The 16,469-nt window shown below is 52.4% G+C and carries 13 protein-coding genes; 11 read left to right on the forward strand and 2 right to left on the reverse strand.

The annotated features are described in order from the left end of the window. The first annotated feature begins 521 nt into the window (after nucleotides 1–521). The 11 genes from ACJJIN_RS17200 to ACJJIN_RS17250 all read left to right on the forward strand — a co-directional run bounded on the left by ACJJIN_RS17200 (nucleotide 522) and on the right by ACJJIN_RS17250 (nucleotide 14,945). Nucleotides 522–659: a hypothetical protein gene (locus ACJJIN_RS17200; protein WP_444895543.1), complete on the forward strand. Its 138-nt coding sequence runs from the start codon at nucleotides 522–524 to the stop codon at nucleotides 657–659. Between the two features lie 37 nt (nucleotides 660–696). Continuing rightward, on the forward strand, nucleotides 697–2,109 hold the full coding sequence (locus tag ACJJIN_RS17205; protein WP_444895544.1) for a nicotinate phosphoribosyltransferase: 1,413 nt from the start codon (nucleotides 697–699) through the stop codon (nucleotides 2,107–2,109). A 198-nt stretch (nucleotides 2,110–2,307) separates the two neighbouring features. Further along, nucleotides 2,308–3,939, forward strand: a complete 1,632-nt coding sequence (locus ACJJIN_RS17210) for a TldD/PmbA family protein (RefSeq protein WP_444892495.1) — start codon at nucleotides 2,308–2,310, stop codon at nucleotides 3,937–3,939. Between the two features lie 35 nt (nucleotides 3,940–3,974). Then, on the forward strand, nucleotides 3,975–5,306 hold the full coding sequence (locus tag ACJJIN_RS17215) for a TldD/PmbA family protein (RefSeq protein WP_444895545.1): 1,332 nt from the start codon (nucleotides 3,975–3,977) through the stop codon (nucleotides 5,304–5,306). Between the two features lie 27 nt (nucleotides 5,307–5,333). Next, nucleotides 5,334–6,965, forward strand: a complete 1,632-nt coding sequence (locus ACJJIN_RS17220) for a TldD/PmbA family protein (protein ID WP_444895546.1) — start codon at nucleotides 5,334–5,336, stop codon at nucleotides 6,963–6,965. A gap of 214 nt (nucleotides 6,966–7,179) precedes the next feature. Further along, entirely contained in the window at nucleotides 7,180–7,905 is a 726-nt protein-coding gene (locus tag ACJJIN_RS17225; protein WP_282930459.1) for a DUF4159 domain-containing protein, read from the forward strand. Between the two features lie 2 nt (nucleotides 7,906–7,907). After that, entirely contained in the window at nucleotides 7,908–8,906 is a 999-nt protein-coding gene (locus ACJJIN_RS17230) for an AAA family ATPase (RefSeq protein ID WP_282930460.1), read from the forward strand. 5 nt (nucleotides 8,907–8,911) lie between these two features. Next, entirely contained in the window at nucleotides 8,912–9,814 is a 903-nt protein-coding gene (locus tag ACJJIN_RS17235) for a DUF58 domain-containing protein (RefSeq protein ID WP_282930461.1), read from the forward strand. A 1-nt stretch (nucleotide 9,815) separates the two neighbouring features. After that, entirely contained in the window at nucleotides 9,816–11,036 is a 1,221-nt protein-coding gene (locus ACJJIN_RS17240) for a BatA domain-containing protein (RefSeq protein WP_282930462.1), read from the forward strand. Next, complete coding sequence (locus ACJJIN_RS17245; RefSeq protein ID WP_444895547.1) at nucleotides 11,029–13,257, forward strand: hypothetical protein; 2,229 nt, start codon at nucleotides 11,029–11,031, stop codon at nucleotides 13,255–13,257. The genes ACJJIN_RS17240 and ACJJIN_RS17245 overlap by 8 nt, the downstream gene beginning before the upstream one ends. Next, nucleotides 13,254–14,945 carry a hypothetical protein gene (locus ACJJIN_RS17250; protein WP_444895548.1) on the forward strand — a complete coding sequence of 564 codons (1,692 nt, stop codon included), beginning with the start codon at nucleotides 13,254–13,256 and terminating at the stop codon, nucleotides 14,943–14,945. Before ACJJIN_RS17245 ends, ACJJIN_RS17250 begins: the two co-directional genes overlap by 4 nt. Here the strand turns inward: ACJJIN_RS17250 and ACJJIN_RS17255 are convergent. Together ACJJIN_RS17255 and ACJJIN_RS17260 are read right to left on the reverse strand one after the other, a co-directional pair. Next, entirely contained in the window at nucleotides 14,934–15,497 is a 564-nt protein-coding gene (locus tag ACJJIN_RS17255) for a lipocalin family protein (protein WP_444895549.1), read from the reverse strand. The genes ACJJIN_RS17250 and ACJJIN_RS17255 overlap by 12 nt on opposite strands. Nucleotides 15,498–15,637: 140 nt before the next feature. Continuing rightward, nucleotides 15,638–16,414: a ferredoxin--NADP reductase gene (locus tag ACJJIN_RS17260; RefSeq protein ID WP_413663957.1), complete on the reverse strand. Its 777-nt coding sequence runs from the start codon at nucleotides 16,412–16,414 to the stop codon at nucleotides 15,638–15,640. Nucleotides 16,415–16,469: the final 55 nt, after the last annotated feature.

Genomic DNA, 16,469 nt, shown 5'->3' on the forward strand with positions numbered 1-16,469 from the left:
ATTAGTAGCTACAAATTTCAAATGATGTCGAAACAGTATCCAATCTCTCACCATGGATACTGTTTATGCTTTCCTGCTGTGACGGTAAGACAACTTTTCCGCAAAGTATTAGGAGTCTGCAGCAGAGTTTTTATAAGTAGCTCAATAGGATTGGAATCAATACTAAATTATATCAATGCCGCACTCTCTACGAGCAATTCTAATATCATTCGAATTAGTAAACTGCGATGACTTTTCCCAAACAACAAGTCATTAATGGAAGGAACGCTTCTACACAGGAAAGTTATGACCAGGCAGATTTTTTTGCTCTGCCGAACTTCTCTCTACAGCAACCAATTTACGCATTTTTACTTTTTGTGACAGCGCTACTGTGATCGATCGACACCATGGTAGGCATAGTCATCCGCCGGTAAATACGCCGAAATTTACTGGATTCCATTGAGCATGACGTTCCTTTGCCTCACATGCATATAAATGTACACATACCAATAGAGTAGGTCAATCAATAGGAGGTAAAGTGAGTGGATGACAAGTTTTTAAACGTGGGGCGCTTGCTTTTATGCTTTGCTAAAGTAGCAGCTATTAGCGCTGTAAAACTGAACATTATGGTTGGCATACAATTCAAAAATCAATTACACGCTATAACAACAGGCAAATAGTGGCATAAAATCGACGCCAAATTATGGTTTTGAAAATATGAACGCGCCCAGTTCTAATTCATCCTTTCAGTGCTTGAGAAATCCTATTCTCAATGTCGATAGCTATAAAACTAGTCATTATCTGCAGTACCCCCCAGGAACATCACACATTAGTAGTTATGTAGAGTGTCGTGGTGGTGAATTTGCGTCGACGGTATTCTTTGGCTTGCAGGCGTTTATCAAGCAGTACCTGAGCACCCCCATCAGTTCTCATCACATAGATGAAGCTGAAAATATTTTAAACCCCCATGGACTACCATTTAACCGTGATGGATGGGATCATATTTTAAATGACCATAATGGTTTAATGCCCCTTGAAATTACAGCGATAGAAGAAGGACAAGTAATTCCAGTAACCAATGTTTTAGCTCAGATTGTTAATACCTGCCCCTCCTGCTTTTGGCTCACCACTTATATTGAGACCGCACTTTTACGGAGCATCTGGTATCCATCAACCGTAGCTACCCAGAGCCGCGAAATAAAGAAAATTATCTCACAGTATTTATTTGAAACAGCGGAAAATCTGGATACGCTGGAATTTCGTTTACATGATTTCGGGGCTCGGGGAGCCAGCAGTCTCGAAACAGCCATGCTGGGAGGCATGGCTCACTTAGTTAATTTTAAGGGGACTGATACGATATCCGGAATATTAGCCGCGAAAAGGTTTTACAACGCCGCTGTACCTGGAGCTTCCATTCCCGCCGCTGAACACAGCACTATTATCGCTTGGGGACAACAGCATGAGGAAGATGCTTACCGTAATATACTTGAGCAATTTTCTGGGGAAGGAAAAACTGTGGCTGTTGTCAGCGATAGCTACGATTTGTGGAATGCTATAGAGAATATCTGGGGAAAAAAATTAAAGGATAAAGTTACTCACAGTGGCGGCACATTAGTAATAAGGCCTGACTCCGGCAACCCAGAGGAAGTCGTGATAGAAGCAATAGAAAGGTTGATGCGGATATTTGGCTCGCAGAAGAATAAAAAAGGGTATCGATTACTCCCCCCCTTTATTCGCGTTATACAAGGAGACGGTATCACCCGCTTTGTAATCCCGAAAATTCTCCAAGCAATGAAAGAAAACAAGCAAAGCACAGAAAATCTGACCTTTGGTATGGGTGGAGGATTACTACAAAAAGTTGACCGCGATATGATGGGGTTTGCAATGAAAGCCAGCGCTATCTGTATCAATGGCAGTTGGTACGATATTTTTAAGAATCCGAGAACCGGACCCGAGAAAAGGTCCAAGGGTGGCCGCCTTGCCTTGATTCGCGGCGATGATGGTGTACTTCGAACTATTGTGCAGAGCGACCTAAAATCAGAGGCTAACCTGCTGAGGCCCGTTTACCGCAACGGTATCCTGCTTAAGGATATTACTTTCGACAAAGTTCGAAGAAATGCTGCCCTCTGATTCCCGTTCCACCCTCACAACGTCTTACCCCTACGAAACTTCACTTTACCGAGCGAGTACTTTACAACTTTAGGTTGGTCCTGTTAGTTGTGCGTATCCAAAGTCTGACCTCCGCGCACACACGGCCTCCAGCGTCAGTCGTAATAACAATAAGTACCCGCAGAGAGTGCTCGTGCTCTCGTGGGGTAAAGGTAGCCAATGGAAAGAAGAAAATTCCTCAAGATCGCCGGCGTCGGCTCCAGTGGTATTTTGTTGCCTCTACAGGGCATTCAGGTCAGCGCGGAGCAGCTGCTCAATGAGGGCATGCACAGCTCCCATAAAAGACACCTGGCGGATGTAGTCCTGAATACGGCGCGCAAGGCCGGGGCCAGTTATACCGATGTGCGTATTGGCCGCTATCTGAACCAGTACGTTATGACCCGCGAAACCAACGTGGAGAATATCGTCAACACAGAATCCCTTGGCGCAGGTATTCGTGTGATTGCCAATGGTACCTGGGGCTTCGCCGCCACCAACGACCTTACAGCGGATGGCGTTGCCCTTGCCGCGCGCCAAGCAGTTGCCGTAGCTAAGGCCAATGCGAAGTACCAAACTGAGCCCGTGCGTTTGGCACCAGTAAAAGGGGTGGGCGAGGTTTCCTGGCAGACACCTATCGAACAAAATGCCCTGCAGGTCCCCATCAGTGAAAAAGTCGATTTCCTGATGGATGTTAACAATGGGGCACTCAAAGCCGGGGCCAGCTATATCCGTTCTTCCCTGTATTTGGTGAATGAGCAAAAGTACTTTGCTTCTAGCGACGGCTCCTATATTGACCAGGATGTCCATCGCCTATGGGCACCTATGCAGGTGACCGCTGTTGATAAGCAGAGCGGTGCTTTCAAGACTCGCAACGGTCTCAGTGACCCAGTGGGAAGAGGCTATGAATACCTGGCCGGTCACGACAAAGACAAGATTCGCGGTCAGACCACGCTCTACAAAGCTTCCTATGATATGGCTGAGGATGCAGTGCTTGCAGCCGAGCAAGCCCAGGCCAAGCTATCAGCCAAGTCCATCGATCCGGGCAAGTACGATTTGGTACTGGAACCCTCGCATCTGTGCCTGACCATCCATGAATCTGTGGGTCACCCATTAGAGCTGGACCGCGTGCTGGGTTACGAGGCCAACTATGCGGGAACTTCCTTCGCCACCCTGGATAAGTGGCGCAGCGGTAAATTCCAGTACGGCAGCGATAAGGTCACCCTGTTTGCCGACAAGGTGCAACCGGGCTCCCTCGGCGCCGTCGCCTATGACGACGAGGGGGTAAAAACCAAGCGTTGGGATTTGGTAAAAGACGGCATCCTGGTGAACTACCAGGCTACCCGCGATCAGGTGCATATGATCGACCAAAAGGAATCCCACGGTTGTAGCTATGGCGATAGCTGGTCCAGTGTGCAGTTCCAGCGCATGCCCAATGTCTCTTTGGCGCCAAGCGAAAAAGAATACTCGGCAAAATCCATGATCCGCGATGTGGAAAAAGGCATTTACATTGTCGGACGCGGCTCTTATTCCATCGATCAGCAGCGCTACAACTTCCAATTCGGCGGGCAGCTGTTCTACGAGATCAAAAACGGCGAGATCGTCGGCCAGGTTGAGGACGTCGCCTACCAGTCCAACACCCAGGAATTCTGGAATTCCTGCTCGGCGATTTGCGACAGCAGCGATTACCGCTTGGGCGGAACCTTCTTCGATGGCAAGGGCCAGCCGAGCCAGGTGAGTGCAGTCTCCCACGGCTGTTCCACCACTCGTTTTGACCAAATTAATGTAATCAATACCAAGCGCAAGATTTCCTGAGCGGCGCACAAGAATAAGTAATTGGAGAAAAGGCAATGGCCATTCTGAGTAGAAGTGAAGCGAAGCGTATTCTCGACAAGGTTTTAAAATACAGCCGCGCTGATGAAGCCAGCGCGCAGCTGGCCGGCAGCGAAACCGGCAATATTCGCTACGCGCGCAACAGCGTTTCCACCAGTGGTATCGTCAATGATATCGAGCTGGCCGTAGAAGCCCGTTTCGGCAAGAAATCCGGTGTGGCCACTATCAATGAATTCAGTGATGCCTCCCTGGAAAAAGTGATGCGTCGCGCCGAAGAGTTGGCCAAGCTATCTCCGGAAAACCCGGAAGCCATGCCGATGCTGGGACCGCAGAAATATGTCAGCGTAGACGGCTTCGCCAAGTCCACTGCAGATATCACTCCAGACCAGCGCGCCAAGGCTGCGGCAGATTCCATTATTGCAGCCAAGGAAAAGAAAGTGGTTGCCGCAGGTTACCTGGAAGACCAGCGCTCTTTTGCTGCAGTCGCCACCAGTAAACGCTTGTTCGGCTACCACGCTTCTACCTCTGCCAATTTCACTGTAACTATGCGCACCGAGAATGGCCTGGGTTCTGGTTGGGCCGAAAGTGACGTTACCGATTTCGGTGCAATGAATACCGGCAGCACCTCCTCTGTCGCCATCGACAAAGCGGTCCTGTCCCAGGAAGCCCGTGCCCTGGAACCGGGCAAGTACACCGTGATCCTTGAGCCCAATGCGGTGTCCGGCCTGGTGGGTTACATGATGAGCGGCTTCGATGCGCGCAGTGCCGACGAGGGCCGCAGCTTTATGAGCAAAAAGGGCGGCGGCAACCGGACCGGCGAGAAGATGTTCGACAAGCGCGTAAATTTCTACTCCGACCCCACCAGTCTCGATGTGCCGGCTCAACCCTGGACCGACGGTGACTTTATGCAGCTGGGACGCACCGAATGGGTGAAAGACGGCGTAGTGAAAAACCTGGCGCGCAGCCGCTACTGGGCCGAGCAAAGCAAAGGCGAAGTGGTCCCCGAGCCCAACAACCTGATTATGATCGGCGGCGATAAAACCACCGAAGAACTGATCAAAAATACCCGCCGCGGTATTTTGGTATCCCGCACCTGGTATATCCGTATGGTCGATCCACAGTCCATGCTGCTCACCGGCCTCACCCGCGACGGCACCTTCTATATCGAAAACGGCAAGATCAAATACCCGGTGAAGAACTTCCGCTTCAACGAGAGCCCGGTAATCATGCTCAACAATATCGAAGATATGGGCGTCCCCCAGCGAGTGGGTATGTGGGGCATGTCCGCCATGATTCCCGCGTTGAAAGTGCGCGACTTCACCTTCAGCAGCCTTTCCGACGCCGTATAACAGCCAGCACCCATCGAGGATAACGAAATGGAAAGAAGAAAATTTCTCCAGCTCAGCGGTGCCGGCCTGGGTGTTTCCATGTTGCCGCTGTCCGGCAATCTGGTCGCCGAGAGCAAACTGACACAAAGCGGTATTGATCTCTCTGTAAAAAAAGAATTTGCCGATGTCGCCCTGAATACCGCCACTAAACTCGGCGCCACTTATGCCGATGTGCGTATTGGTCGCTACCTGAACCAATACGTGATCACCCGCGAGATGAAAGTGCAGGACGTGGTGAACACCGAATCTATCGGCATGGGGATTCGGGTTATTGCCAACGGCACCTGGGGCTTTGCTGCCACCAATGACCTGACAGCCGATGGCGTCGCCCGCGCCACCCGCCAGGCAGTAGCTACCGCCAAGGCCAACTCCAAGTACCAGCAGGAGCCAGTACAGCTGGCTCCGGTAAAAGGCCACGGCGAGGTGAGCTGGCAGACACCGATCCAGAAAAACGCTATGCAGATCCCCCTGGCCGACAAGGTGGACCTGTTAATGGACGTGAACAAGTCCGCTATGGATGCCGGCGCCAGCTATATCAATTCCATGTTGTACCTGGTGAATGAACAAAAGTATTTTGCCTCTACCGACGGCTCCTATATCGACCAGGATGTCCACCGTTTGTGGGCGCCCTTCTCGGTCACCGCAGTGGACAAGAAAACTGGCGGCTTCCGTACCCGCCAGGGCCTCAGCCAGCCGGTAGGACGCGGCTTTGAATACCTGGATGGCCGCGCCGAAGACAAGATCCAAGCGCAGACAGTGCTCTACCGCGACTCCTACGATATGGCCGAAGACGCACGCCTGGCGGCGCAACATGCCAAGGAAAAGCTCACGGCTAAATCGGTCAAACCGGGCAAGTACGACCTGGTGCTGGACCCAAGCCACCTCTGGCTCACCATCCACGAATCCGTCGGCCACCCACTGGAGCTGGACCGCGTGCTCGGCTACGAGGCCAATTTTGCCGGTACCTCTTTCGCCACTATCGATAAATGGCGCAGCGGCAAATTCCAATACGGCAGCGACAAGGTCAACCTGTTTGCCGATAAGGTACAGCCCGGCTCTCTCGGCGCCGTCGGCTACGACGATGAAGGCGTGAAGACCCGCAACTGGGATCTGGTAAAAGACGGTGTGCTGGTGAACTACCAGGCCACCCGCGACCAGGTACATATGCTGGGGCAAAAGGAATCCCACGGCTGCTGCTACGCCGACAGCTGGTCCAGCGTGCAATTCCAGCGCATGTCCAACGTTTCGCTGTTGCCTGGCAAGGAGGAGCTGAGCGTCGACGATATGATCAAGGATGTGGAGAAAGGCATTTATATTGTGGGTGCCGGTTCCTTCTCCATCGACCAGCAGCGCTACAACTTCCAGTTTGGTGGACAGCTGTTCTACGAGATTGAAGACGGCAAGATTACCGGCATGGTGGAGGATGTCGCCTACCAGTCCAACACCCAGGAATTCTGGAATGCCTGTTCGCAGGTCTGCGACCAGAATGATTACCGCCTGGGTGGTTCCTTCTTTGACGGTAAGGGACAGCCGATGCAAACCAGTGCGGTATCCCACGGTAGTTCCACTGCGCGCTTCGACGGTATCAATGTGATTAACACCAAGCGCAAGCTGGGCTAGCCATTGATCCAGGCGGGAGCTGGCCAGCAAACCAGTCAGCTCCCAGCATTGAAAATAAATGGGTAGAAGGAAAGAAGGTGCTCCGTTCGAGACCGAATGAGGCATGGATGCCGATTACGAGCGTACAGGGATGTATTTACAGCATGTCTCGAACGGAGCACCTTCTTTCCTTTGCTCTCAACAATAAAAACCAACGCAGTAACAGAGTTATCTCGTGTCCCTCACCCGCAAGGCTTTTCTTCAGCGCCTGATCCTGGGTAGCTGCGCCGCAGCGCTGCCTCTGGGCACACGCGCACAAAATACAGCACCGGGTAGTGCACAGGAGCACTACGATTTTTATTTCACCCGCTTGATGTACGAATCCGGTGACTGGGATGTGGATCAGCGCATGCCTTCCAACCTGCTCAATTCACTGGTGGAATACACCAATCTCAGGGTTGATCCCAAAGAGCACATAGTGCCGCTGGCCGATAAGAAAATGCTGCTGGCGCCTTTCTGCTACCTGGCCGGACACAAGCTGGTGCAATTCACTACGGAAGAGGCAAAGAATTTTCGCGATTACGTCAATCGCGGTGGCTTTGTATTTGTCGACGACTGCAACCACGATATCGACGGTCTCTTTGCCAAATCCTTCGAAGCGCAAATGGCCGAGCTGTTTGGCGAAGACTGCCTGCAAAAACTCCCGGACAATCACGACCTCTACCGCTGTTTCTTTCAATTCGATGAATTGCCGGTAACCAGCTTTGAATTAAATGGCTGGGGTGATGATCTGGTACACGACTACCTGAAAGCCATTGTTGTAAACGGCCGTATCGCCGTGCTCTACAGCAACAAAGATTTCGGCTGCGAATGGGACTACGACTACCGCAACAAACGCTGGCTCGCCATCGATAACACAAAATTTGCGGTGAACATTGTTATTTACGCACTGACGAGCTGATTATGCTGACCACCCTGGAAAATAGTATCGAAGAACAACTGCACAGCCTCGACAATCTCCAACAAGAGATTGCGCGAGTGATTGTCGGCCAGAAACCCGTGGTGGAGCAGATGTTGATCTGCCTATTGGCCGGCGGCCACGCCCTACTCGAAGGGGTGCCGGGGCTGGGTAAGACCCTGCTGGTAAAAACCCTCGCCGATGCCAGTGCGCTGGATTTTAAGCGGGTACAGTTCACCCCGGATTTAATGCCCGGAGATATTCTCGGCAGTGAGATCCTCGAGGAGGATCACAGCACCGGCAAGCGCTTTTTTAAATTCCAGCAGGGCCCGGTTTTCACCAATATCCTGCTCGCCGATGAAATTAACCGCACGCCGCCGAAAACCCAGGCAGCCCTATTGGAGTCCATGCAGGAAGGCTCGGTAACGGTGGGCGGTAAAACATTGAAGTTGCCCGATCCCTATTTCGTACTGGCCACACAAAATCCCATCGAGCAGGCTGGTACCTATCCACTGCCAGAAGCTCAGCTGGACCGCTTTCTGTTAAATATTCATATCGACTATCCCGATGAGCGGGATGAAGTTGAAATCCTGCGCTCCACCACCGGTGCCAGCAGGGTCAAACCCAGCCCCAGCCTGGATGCAGAGCAATTGCGGGAAATGCAGCAACTGGTGCGGGAAATTCATGTTAGCGACGATTTGTACTGCTACGTGGCGGCACTAGTGCGCGCTACCCGTATGGAAACCAGCGGCAGCGATACCCTGCAACAGTGGATCAAGTGGGGCGCCGGCCCCCGCGCGGGGCAGGCTCTGATTCTCGCCGCCAAGGCCCGCGCCCTTTTGCAACGACGCCTCGCCATCACCCGCGAGGATATCCGCAGCCTGTTACTGCCAGTGCTGCGCCACCGGGTGCTGCTCAGCTTCCAGGCCCAGGCCGATGGCGTGCAGATGCCACAGCTGATTGATGAATTACTGACGGCGGTGCCGGAACCGGGCCGGGACTGATCAGCGTGGAATACCTGTCCCCCAAAACCCTGGCCAGTTGTCGCGATCTGGTATGGCTGTCGCGGCATATCGCCGAGGGCGTAATGCTCGGTGTGCAACACAGCCAGCGCCGTGGCACCGGCCTGGAATTTCACCAATACCGAGGTTATCAAGCGGGTGATTCCATCCGCCATATCGACTGGAAACTGTTCGCCCGCAGCGATCGCTACTATGTGCGCGAGACCGAGCAGGAGAGCCGTATGCACGTGTGCTTTGTACTCGATAGCAGCGCCTCCCTGGGCCAGGCAAGTTTTATCGAGCCCAGCCTGAATAAACTGCATTACGCCAAGTGCTGGATCGCCAGCCTGTGCTGGCTGCTCAACGCCCAGGGAGACAGCTTTTCCCTATTGGCGTTTAACAGTAGCAGAACGGTTTATGTGCCCGAAGGCCAGGGCGAGAGCCACCAGCGTCAAATCGCTCTTCAGCTACAACAACTCGACGCCAGCGGCCACTGGCCAGATCGCGCTCAACTGGCGCCGCTGTGGCAATACTTTGAACGCCCCTGTCAGGTGGTGTTACTGAGTGATTTTTTTCAACAGGGCAATGAGATCGGCGATTTTGCCGCACGCCTGCATGCCGCCGGCCGCCCCTGCCTGCCACTGCAGTTGTTAGTTGAAGCCGAGCAGACTTTTCCTTTTGTCGGAGAGCTAAAGCTGCTCAATCCAGAAGTAAGCGCCGGTACGCCCGCAACTTTAGAAGTAGACGCCGAGCGGCAACGCCAGTCTTACCTGGATACTTTTGCTCAAGCACAGAGCGAGTTAAAAGCACGCTTTGCCGCACAGGAGTGTTCACTGCAGACCGACCTTATCGAGAAGCCTGTGGAAAAGTCACTGCGGCAATTTATTCAGCTGCACGGCAGGTTGTGCTGAGATGTTGTGGATAAATAACTTATTTCAATCCCCACAGTGGCTATGGCTATTCACAGCCCTGATTATCCCTATCGCCATTCATTTGCTGCGCCGAAGTAATCCACAGCAGATCTCCTTTGCTGCGCTGCAATGGGTACAAAGATATTCACAGAGTCGCGCGCGCCGCCCTATTGTGGATAACAAGTGGTTGCTGCTATTGCGCCTGCTAATCGTCGTACTGCTGGCAGGTTTATTGGCACAGCCGCTGATTAAACGGGAAATTTATCCCCAAGAGGGCGTGATACTGGTAGACCCCAGAATTGGGGCGGGCGAAGCGAATACATTTATCCACAATTCACTGCCACAGCTTGTCGGGGAAGGTTATAAAGTACTGTGGTTATCCCCAGAAACACCTTCCGTAACCTCACCCCCACCACAAAATGTGGACCTGTGGAAAACTCTATCAGTACTATCACGCCGGGCGGATTTGCGCAGGGCTCATATCCTGTTGATAAACAACGGGGTTCCAGCATCCCACCAGGCACTAAGAGTCAGTCCCCATTGGCAGTGGCACGGCCTCGACAAAACATCCATAGCTCCGAGCCCGGTATTACCGAGTATCGCTTTAATGGGCAAACCACCCAGCTGGTGGGCGCCAGTGCTGGAAGACTGGCAAAGCAATATGCCGGGACTATCGGTGCATATTCAGGAACAAGAAGAGACACCCAATGCCGAGCAGGCAGATTGGTTGATCTACACGGGCCCCGCTCCCCTGCCACAAGCCGTGCTGGAATTTGTTTCAGATGGCAGCCTGTTAATCACCGACAACAGCATCCCCCCTGCCGATAATCTCAACTTCGTTGCTGTGGATAACAGCCAGTCAGCTCAAGCGGCCTCAGTGGGACGGGGAAGTTGGCTGCGCTACGAAAGTGACTGGTACAGCGAGGCCTTTTATCGCCGCGCAGATTTACCTGAACGTTTATGGCAGCACTGGTCTGGGCAAGACTGGGCTCTGCAACACCAAAATCGTGGCCACTGGTCTGCCAATAAAGTAGTGGCAGACATAGCTGGGGCAGGCCTTCCTGTAGAAGACAGCGAGGTAGAAAACCGCCGTATTGAACAACTACAACCCTGGTTAATAGCCGCCCTACTGTTACTTCTGGCTTTTGAACGCCTAATTGCCCTATCTCGTCCCCCAGCCATCATGGCAATCGATAGTAATAGGGAGGCCGACCATGCATAAGCACCAGTCCACCCTTAACGCTGTGCGCAGGCGCTGGCAACTGACAGCCCTGTGGCCCTATCTCTGGCTTGCCACTGGCCTCAGCCTTCTGGCGGGCTTGGGCATTTTTGTATTCGGCTGGCCACAGTGGCTATTGCTCGCCTGGCTCGGAATTATTGTTGTAGCAATTCTATTGGATCGCAGCTGGCGCCCAAGCCCTGAAAGCCTATGTCGACAATTGGATGGACAATATCCACAGCTGCAAGACAGCAGCCAGTTGCTTAGCCAACAGAAAACCAACCTAAGTCCATTGCAGCAATTACAGCGCACGCGTATCGAAACAGAGCTGCAACAACTGCTGGAAAGTGGCGACCGGTCGTTTTTCGGTCCAAAAAAACTCCGCAGTACCCTGACAAATGCTTTTGGTGCCTGCCTGGGACTATTGTTATTTGTACTGAGCGATTCTCACTTCACCGGGGATAAAACTGAGACCACGCAACAAAATACGGCTATTCCCGTTGCCGAAAAGCTCGCCATAACCCGCGCGGCAACCCATATCCAGCCGCCCGCCTACACTGGGCTCGCAGCCGACAGCCAATCCCTACAAGTCGACGTGCCGGAGCAGTCTGCGGTCGAGTGGCAACTTGAATTGAATCAACCGGTGCAAGGGCTGGAAATGCTGGCCGAAACTGAGCGCTTCGCCTTTTCTCCACTAGGTGATCTACCCAGTAAAAAATGGCAATTACAACGCACAATCGCTAAAGCAGACTTTTACCAGCTCTCAGTGCAACTCGCGGAGAGCCAAATGCTATTGCCGGAAATTCATAATATTCGGGTGCAAAAAGACAATGCTCCGGAGTTTACCTTTGAGGCACCCAGCTTGCGCGTCGATACGATTCAAGGCAGCGCTCAAAGTATTCCCGTGAAAGTAATCATTAATGATGATTACCAGGTGAGTTCTGCGGATTTATTGGTCACCCTCGCCAGCGGCACCGGGGAAAATTTACGCTTTCGCGAAGAGCGTATTGCTCTCTCCAGTTTGAAACCCACTGCTTTATTAACAAACTCCTCGGAAGATAAGAAAGCAGCTCGCTACGATTTCCTCCTGCCCATCCACCAGTTTTCCATGGAAGCGGGAGATGAACTTTACTGGTATCTGGAGGCCAGGGATAACCGCGAGCCCAGCGCCAACGTTGTCAAGAGCCAACACTTTATCTTGCGCTGGCCGCAAGAAGAGATTTTCGGGCTGAGTGACAGCGAGGGGATGGCGATTAAGATATTACCGGAGTACTTCCGCAGCCAACGCCAGCTGATTATTGACACCGAGGCCCTACTAGCCGAGCGAGAGCAGCTGCATCCACAGGAGTTTCGCAAACGCTCCGAGGGTTTAGCCTATGAACAGAATTTGCTGCGCATGCGCTACGGCCGCTTTCTCGGCGAAGAGGATTCGGAAGCGGAGCATTCTGGAGCAGAGAGCGAGAAGCACGATGATAAAGAAGAATCCGAACACGGCCATAGCCACGATCATACAGAACAAGGTGAGCACCAATCACATGGCGAAGAAAATGCCACTCCCTTTGCACAGCGAGACTCCCATTTCCAACAGGCAGAGCGCATAGCTGCTTCTGCCGGACACCGGCATGACAGCTCAGAGCATGCCACCCTGTTCGACCCCCAAACCAAGGAGCTACTGCGCAACGCGCTGAATGCCATGTGGAGTTCCTGGCGCGACCTGTCGGTTATAGAGCCCCAAGCCTCCCTGCCCCACCAGCACCGGGCTCTGCGCTTTATCAAGGAAGTACAGCAGGCTTCGCGTATTTACTTACAAAGAGTCGGCTTCGAGGCGCCCCCCATAGACGAAAGCCGCCGGCTTAGCGGTGAACGGGAAGAAGTAGCGCCAGAAACTGTTGACAGTACATTTGAACAAATACAAAGAGCACAGGTACTCGCCCTAATGGCCCAGGTAGATGCTGGCGCCGAACTCGATACCGATCTGCTGGTGCAGATAAATGAGCTAGCCACAGAGCAATCACTAGATCTTGGCCTGGAGCTGTCCAAACAGCTGCGTTTATACCAGCAGCGCCACCAGCAACCGAATTGCATTGATTGCACAAACTCCCTGAATCAGCTGCTCTATCAGCTACTGCCAGCACCGGAATCTGCGCCTTCACTGCCTTTGCAAACTGAGGCAGACGGCCATTTCAGCCGTTGGCTGCACCAGCAAGGGGAGAAGTCATTGTGATTGATTTCTTGATACCCGGCCTGTGCCTGTTGGCCTGTTTAGTATCACTCGTTCTGTTGCGCCGCCGTGGCGCCAAGCCGTTCGACTATGGCCTGCAACTGGCGATTTGGTTGAGCGCCTGGATACTTTGGCAGCCGCCGGCAATCATTCCCGCCGAGCGCAATATCTCTATCGACAGCAAACAGCTGGCGAGCTCACATCCAATAAATCTCAATGGTGTGGAAAATATCTCCCTCAATGGGGAGCCACTCGGCCGCGACAAACTGCGAGACCTGGCACCAGTGCGCCTGGAGTTATCGAAGATCCAGGAATCTGATAACAGTTGGGAATTCGACTGGCAGCGGCGAATTACCCTGGGTGATCCTTTAAAGTTAAAGGTTCACAACAACCAGTCACTGAATGAAAACGTAAAAATTAGTTTGCTCAATCCCTACGGCCATATTGAAGACAGTCTTGAGCTGAAAGTGGGAGAAGCAATTCAGGCACAACTCACTGCCACTCCAAAACTCGCAGGCCCCCAGCTATACCGAGTACGGACGGAAAGCGAAGCCGGCGAAACCCATACAGATCCTTTACCCATCCTGGTGCGTGAACCGCTCCAACCCAAATTGTTACTGTGGCTGGCACGCCCCTCTTTTGAGACGGCCGCCCTCTCTCGCTGGCTACGCCAATCCGGTGTAACAGCACAAGTGATGACCCAGTTGGCACCTGAAATTAGTAGAAAAGAAACTCTCAACGGCCTTCCACTTACCGAGTCTGCGGATTTATTCACGAATGAAAGTCCCTTCGATTTAGTGATACTCGACAGCAGTTTGTGGCCACAATTTTCTGCTCTGCAAAAGCGTCAGCTCAACGAACTGGCCACTACAAAGTCACTGTTATGGTTAGTCAGTGACGATAGCTCTGAAGAGTTTCTCCAATACGCTGCTGCCCAATCCATGCCTCTACAAAAGGAAGAAGCCACCCGCTTACATTCCGGCTTTGGCTACCAAAAAGCGGATAATGCGGAAATTCCCCCACTGCGCAATCCTGGCTTTATAGCCTTGCAGCCCAGCTCCAGCGACTTATTACTGGGTGACAGAGAAAATCCGCTTTTCTGGGGACGCTCAACCGAGGACCAACACCTGGGATTTATCCTATTTAGCGACAGCCACCGATGGCTAACCAGTGGCTTTGCTACAGAATTTGCCAGCCTGTGGAAATCCATTATCGATTACCAACTCAAGCATTTGGGACGTCAGCCGCCAGTAACGCTCTCCAATGAGTTACCGCGTACACAGGAACGCACTACCCTATGCAGCCCACTTTTTTCTGATCAGAGCCCAGTCTTATCAGCATTTCAAAATAGCTCCCGCTCTACCAAAGGAATCGCCGCAAGCAATAGTTCCCAGGGTCAGTGCTACAGCTTCTGGCCCCAAGATTCAGGTTGGCACCAGCTTTGGACTGAATTGGAAGGGGAGTCGGTACTAGACTTCTATATCTTTGCCAAAGAGGACTGGCCTCTATGGCAGCAGTCCCTGAATGCCAGGGAAACCCAACTAATGGCTGCCGCACGTTTGGGGCCAGAAGCAAATAATCACGCAAACAGAGTACTGCTGGGGCGCCAATGGCCGGCCCTTATATTGCTGTTACTAGTGTGTATAAGCTGGTGGCGGGAACGCAGGCTTTTGAACAGATCACAACCCTGAGGGCTGCACCGAGGGCTTATTTCCGGGCTTAGCCTCTTGCTTGGGAAATATCATCTGGTCGACGGGATACCCCAAAGCTTTGGCCTTCTGCAAAAACTGCTCTAATACATCCTTGGGCATGGTTGGGGTGCGGGACAATATCCACAGATAGGATTTATCGTAGCCGGATACCATCGCATATTGGTAGTCATCCGATAAAGCAATCACGATATACGATGAGTAGAAGGGGCCAAGAAAAGAGACTTTCAAATGGCCCACATTTTTCGGGCCAACAAACTCGGCCCTCCCCTCCGCCATTTGCCAGGCATCACGCGCTTTTGAATAGCCCGTATTGATCACCGCAACAGAACCATCATGGTTGAGACTGTAGTCAGCAGTTACCTGGGTCAGGCCGCGCTCAAAAGAGTGATCCAATCGAGCAATCTCATACCAGTGGCCTAAATATCGCTGTAGTTGGAAGTTCTGGACAGGTTCCACTCCCTCCGGCACCCGTGTACAGGCACCCAGCCAGAAAAAGGAAAGCAGTAATACACCCAATGAAAACAGCTTCATCTAGCCACTCCCAGCAAGCTCCCCCTCAAGTCAGAATAGAAGGCAGGGGTTTCACAAGATCAGGATAGTTTCGGGAATCTGTATTTCACCCATAAAAAAACCACCGCGAGGGTGGTTTTTTTATCGCTGGACTGACCAACTTATTTTTCGACGAAAGCGCGCTCAATCACATACTCGTGAGGTACACCTGCGCGGGTCTCCTTGAATCCCCAGTCATCGAGGATATTGGTGAGATCCTTCAGCATTGCCGGGCTGCCGCACAGCATAAAGCGATCTTCCTCAACACTCGGCTTGGGCACACCCAGATCGGTGAAAAGCTTTCCGGACAGCATGAGATCAGTCAGGCGGCCAGTATTCCGATAGGGCTCACGGGTCACGGTTGGGTAGTAAAGCAGTTGCTCGCGTACCATCTCGCCAAAGTACTCGTGTTCCGGCAATTCGTTCTCGATCTGCTCCTGGTAAGCCAGCTCAGAAACATAGCGAACACCGTGAGTAAGGATTACCTGGTCAAAACGCTCGTAGACCGTGGGATCTTTGATGATGCTCATGAAAGGTGCCAAGCCAGTACCCGTGGACAGCAACCACAGGCGTTTGCCCGGCAGCAGGTGGTCCGCCACCAGAGTACCGGTGGGTTTTTGGCTCACGTAGATCTCATCGCCCGGCTTAATCTTCTGCAGGCGGGAGGTCAGGGGGCCATCGGGAACCTTGATACTGAAGAATTCCAACTCGTCTTCGTAGTTGGCACTAGCAATAGAGTAGGCGCGCAGCAGTGGACGGCCATTGTCCTGCTGCAAACCAATCATCGTGAAATGTCCGTTCTCAAAGCGAAAACCCGAATCCCGGGTGGTCTTGAAGCTAAACAGTGTGTCGTTCCAGTGATGGACTTCCAACACCTTCTCTATATTCAATTTGGACATAAACTTAAAACCGGTTATTCCACGAGTCTCTTGATAGTTGAATTTTAGCCCTAGA

The sequence above is a fragment of the Microbulbifer maximicatervae (SeqCode) genome, from assembly GCF_052467505.1.

Bases quoted from the DNA above. Each gene is read 5' to 3' on its own strand.
- ACJJIN_RS17220 (WP_444895546.1), top strand. From the start codon at position 5,334: ATGGAAAGAAGAAAATTTCTCCAGCTCAGCGGTGCCGGCCTGGGTGTT.
- ACJJIN_RS17215 (WP_444895545.1), top strand. From the start codon at position 3,975: ATGGCCATTCTGAGTAGAAGTGAAGCGAAGCGTATTCTCGACAAGGTT.
- ACJJIN_RS17240 (WP_282930462.1), top strand. From the start codon at position 9,816: ATGTTGTGGATAAATAACTTATTTCAATCCCCACAGTGGCTATGGCTA.
- ACJJIN_RS17260 (WP_413663957.1), bottom strand. From the start codon at position 16,414: ATGTCCAAATTGAATATAGAGAAGGTGTTGGAAGTCCATCACTGGAAC.
- ACJJIN_RS17205 (WP_444895544.1), top strand. From the start codon at position 697: ATGAACGCGCCCAGTTCTAATTCATCCTTTCAGTGCTTGAGAAATCCT.
- ACJJIN_RS17255 (WP_444895549.1), bottom strand. From the start codon at position 15,497: ATGAAGCTGTTTTCATTGGGTGTATTACTGCTTTCCTTTTTCTGGCTG.
- ACJJIN_RS17230 (WP_282930460.1), top strand. From the start codon at position 7,908: ATGCTGACCACCCTGGAAAATAGTATCGAAGAACAACTGCACAGCCTC.
- ACJJIN_RS17210 (WP_444892495.1), top strand. From the start codon at position 2,308: ATGGAAAGAAGAAAATTCCTCAAGATCGCCGGCGTCGGCTCCAGTGGT.
- ACJJIN_RS17245 (WP_444895547.1), top strand. From the start codon at position 11,029: ATGCATAAGCACCAGTCCACCCTTAACGCTGTGCGCAGGCGCTGGCAA.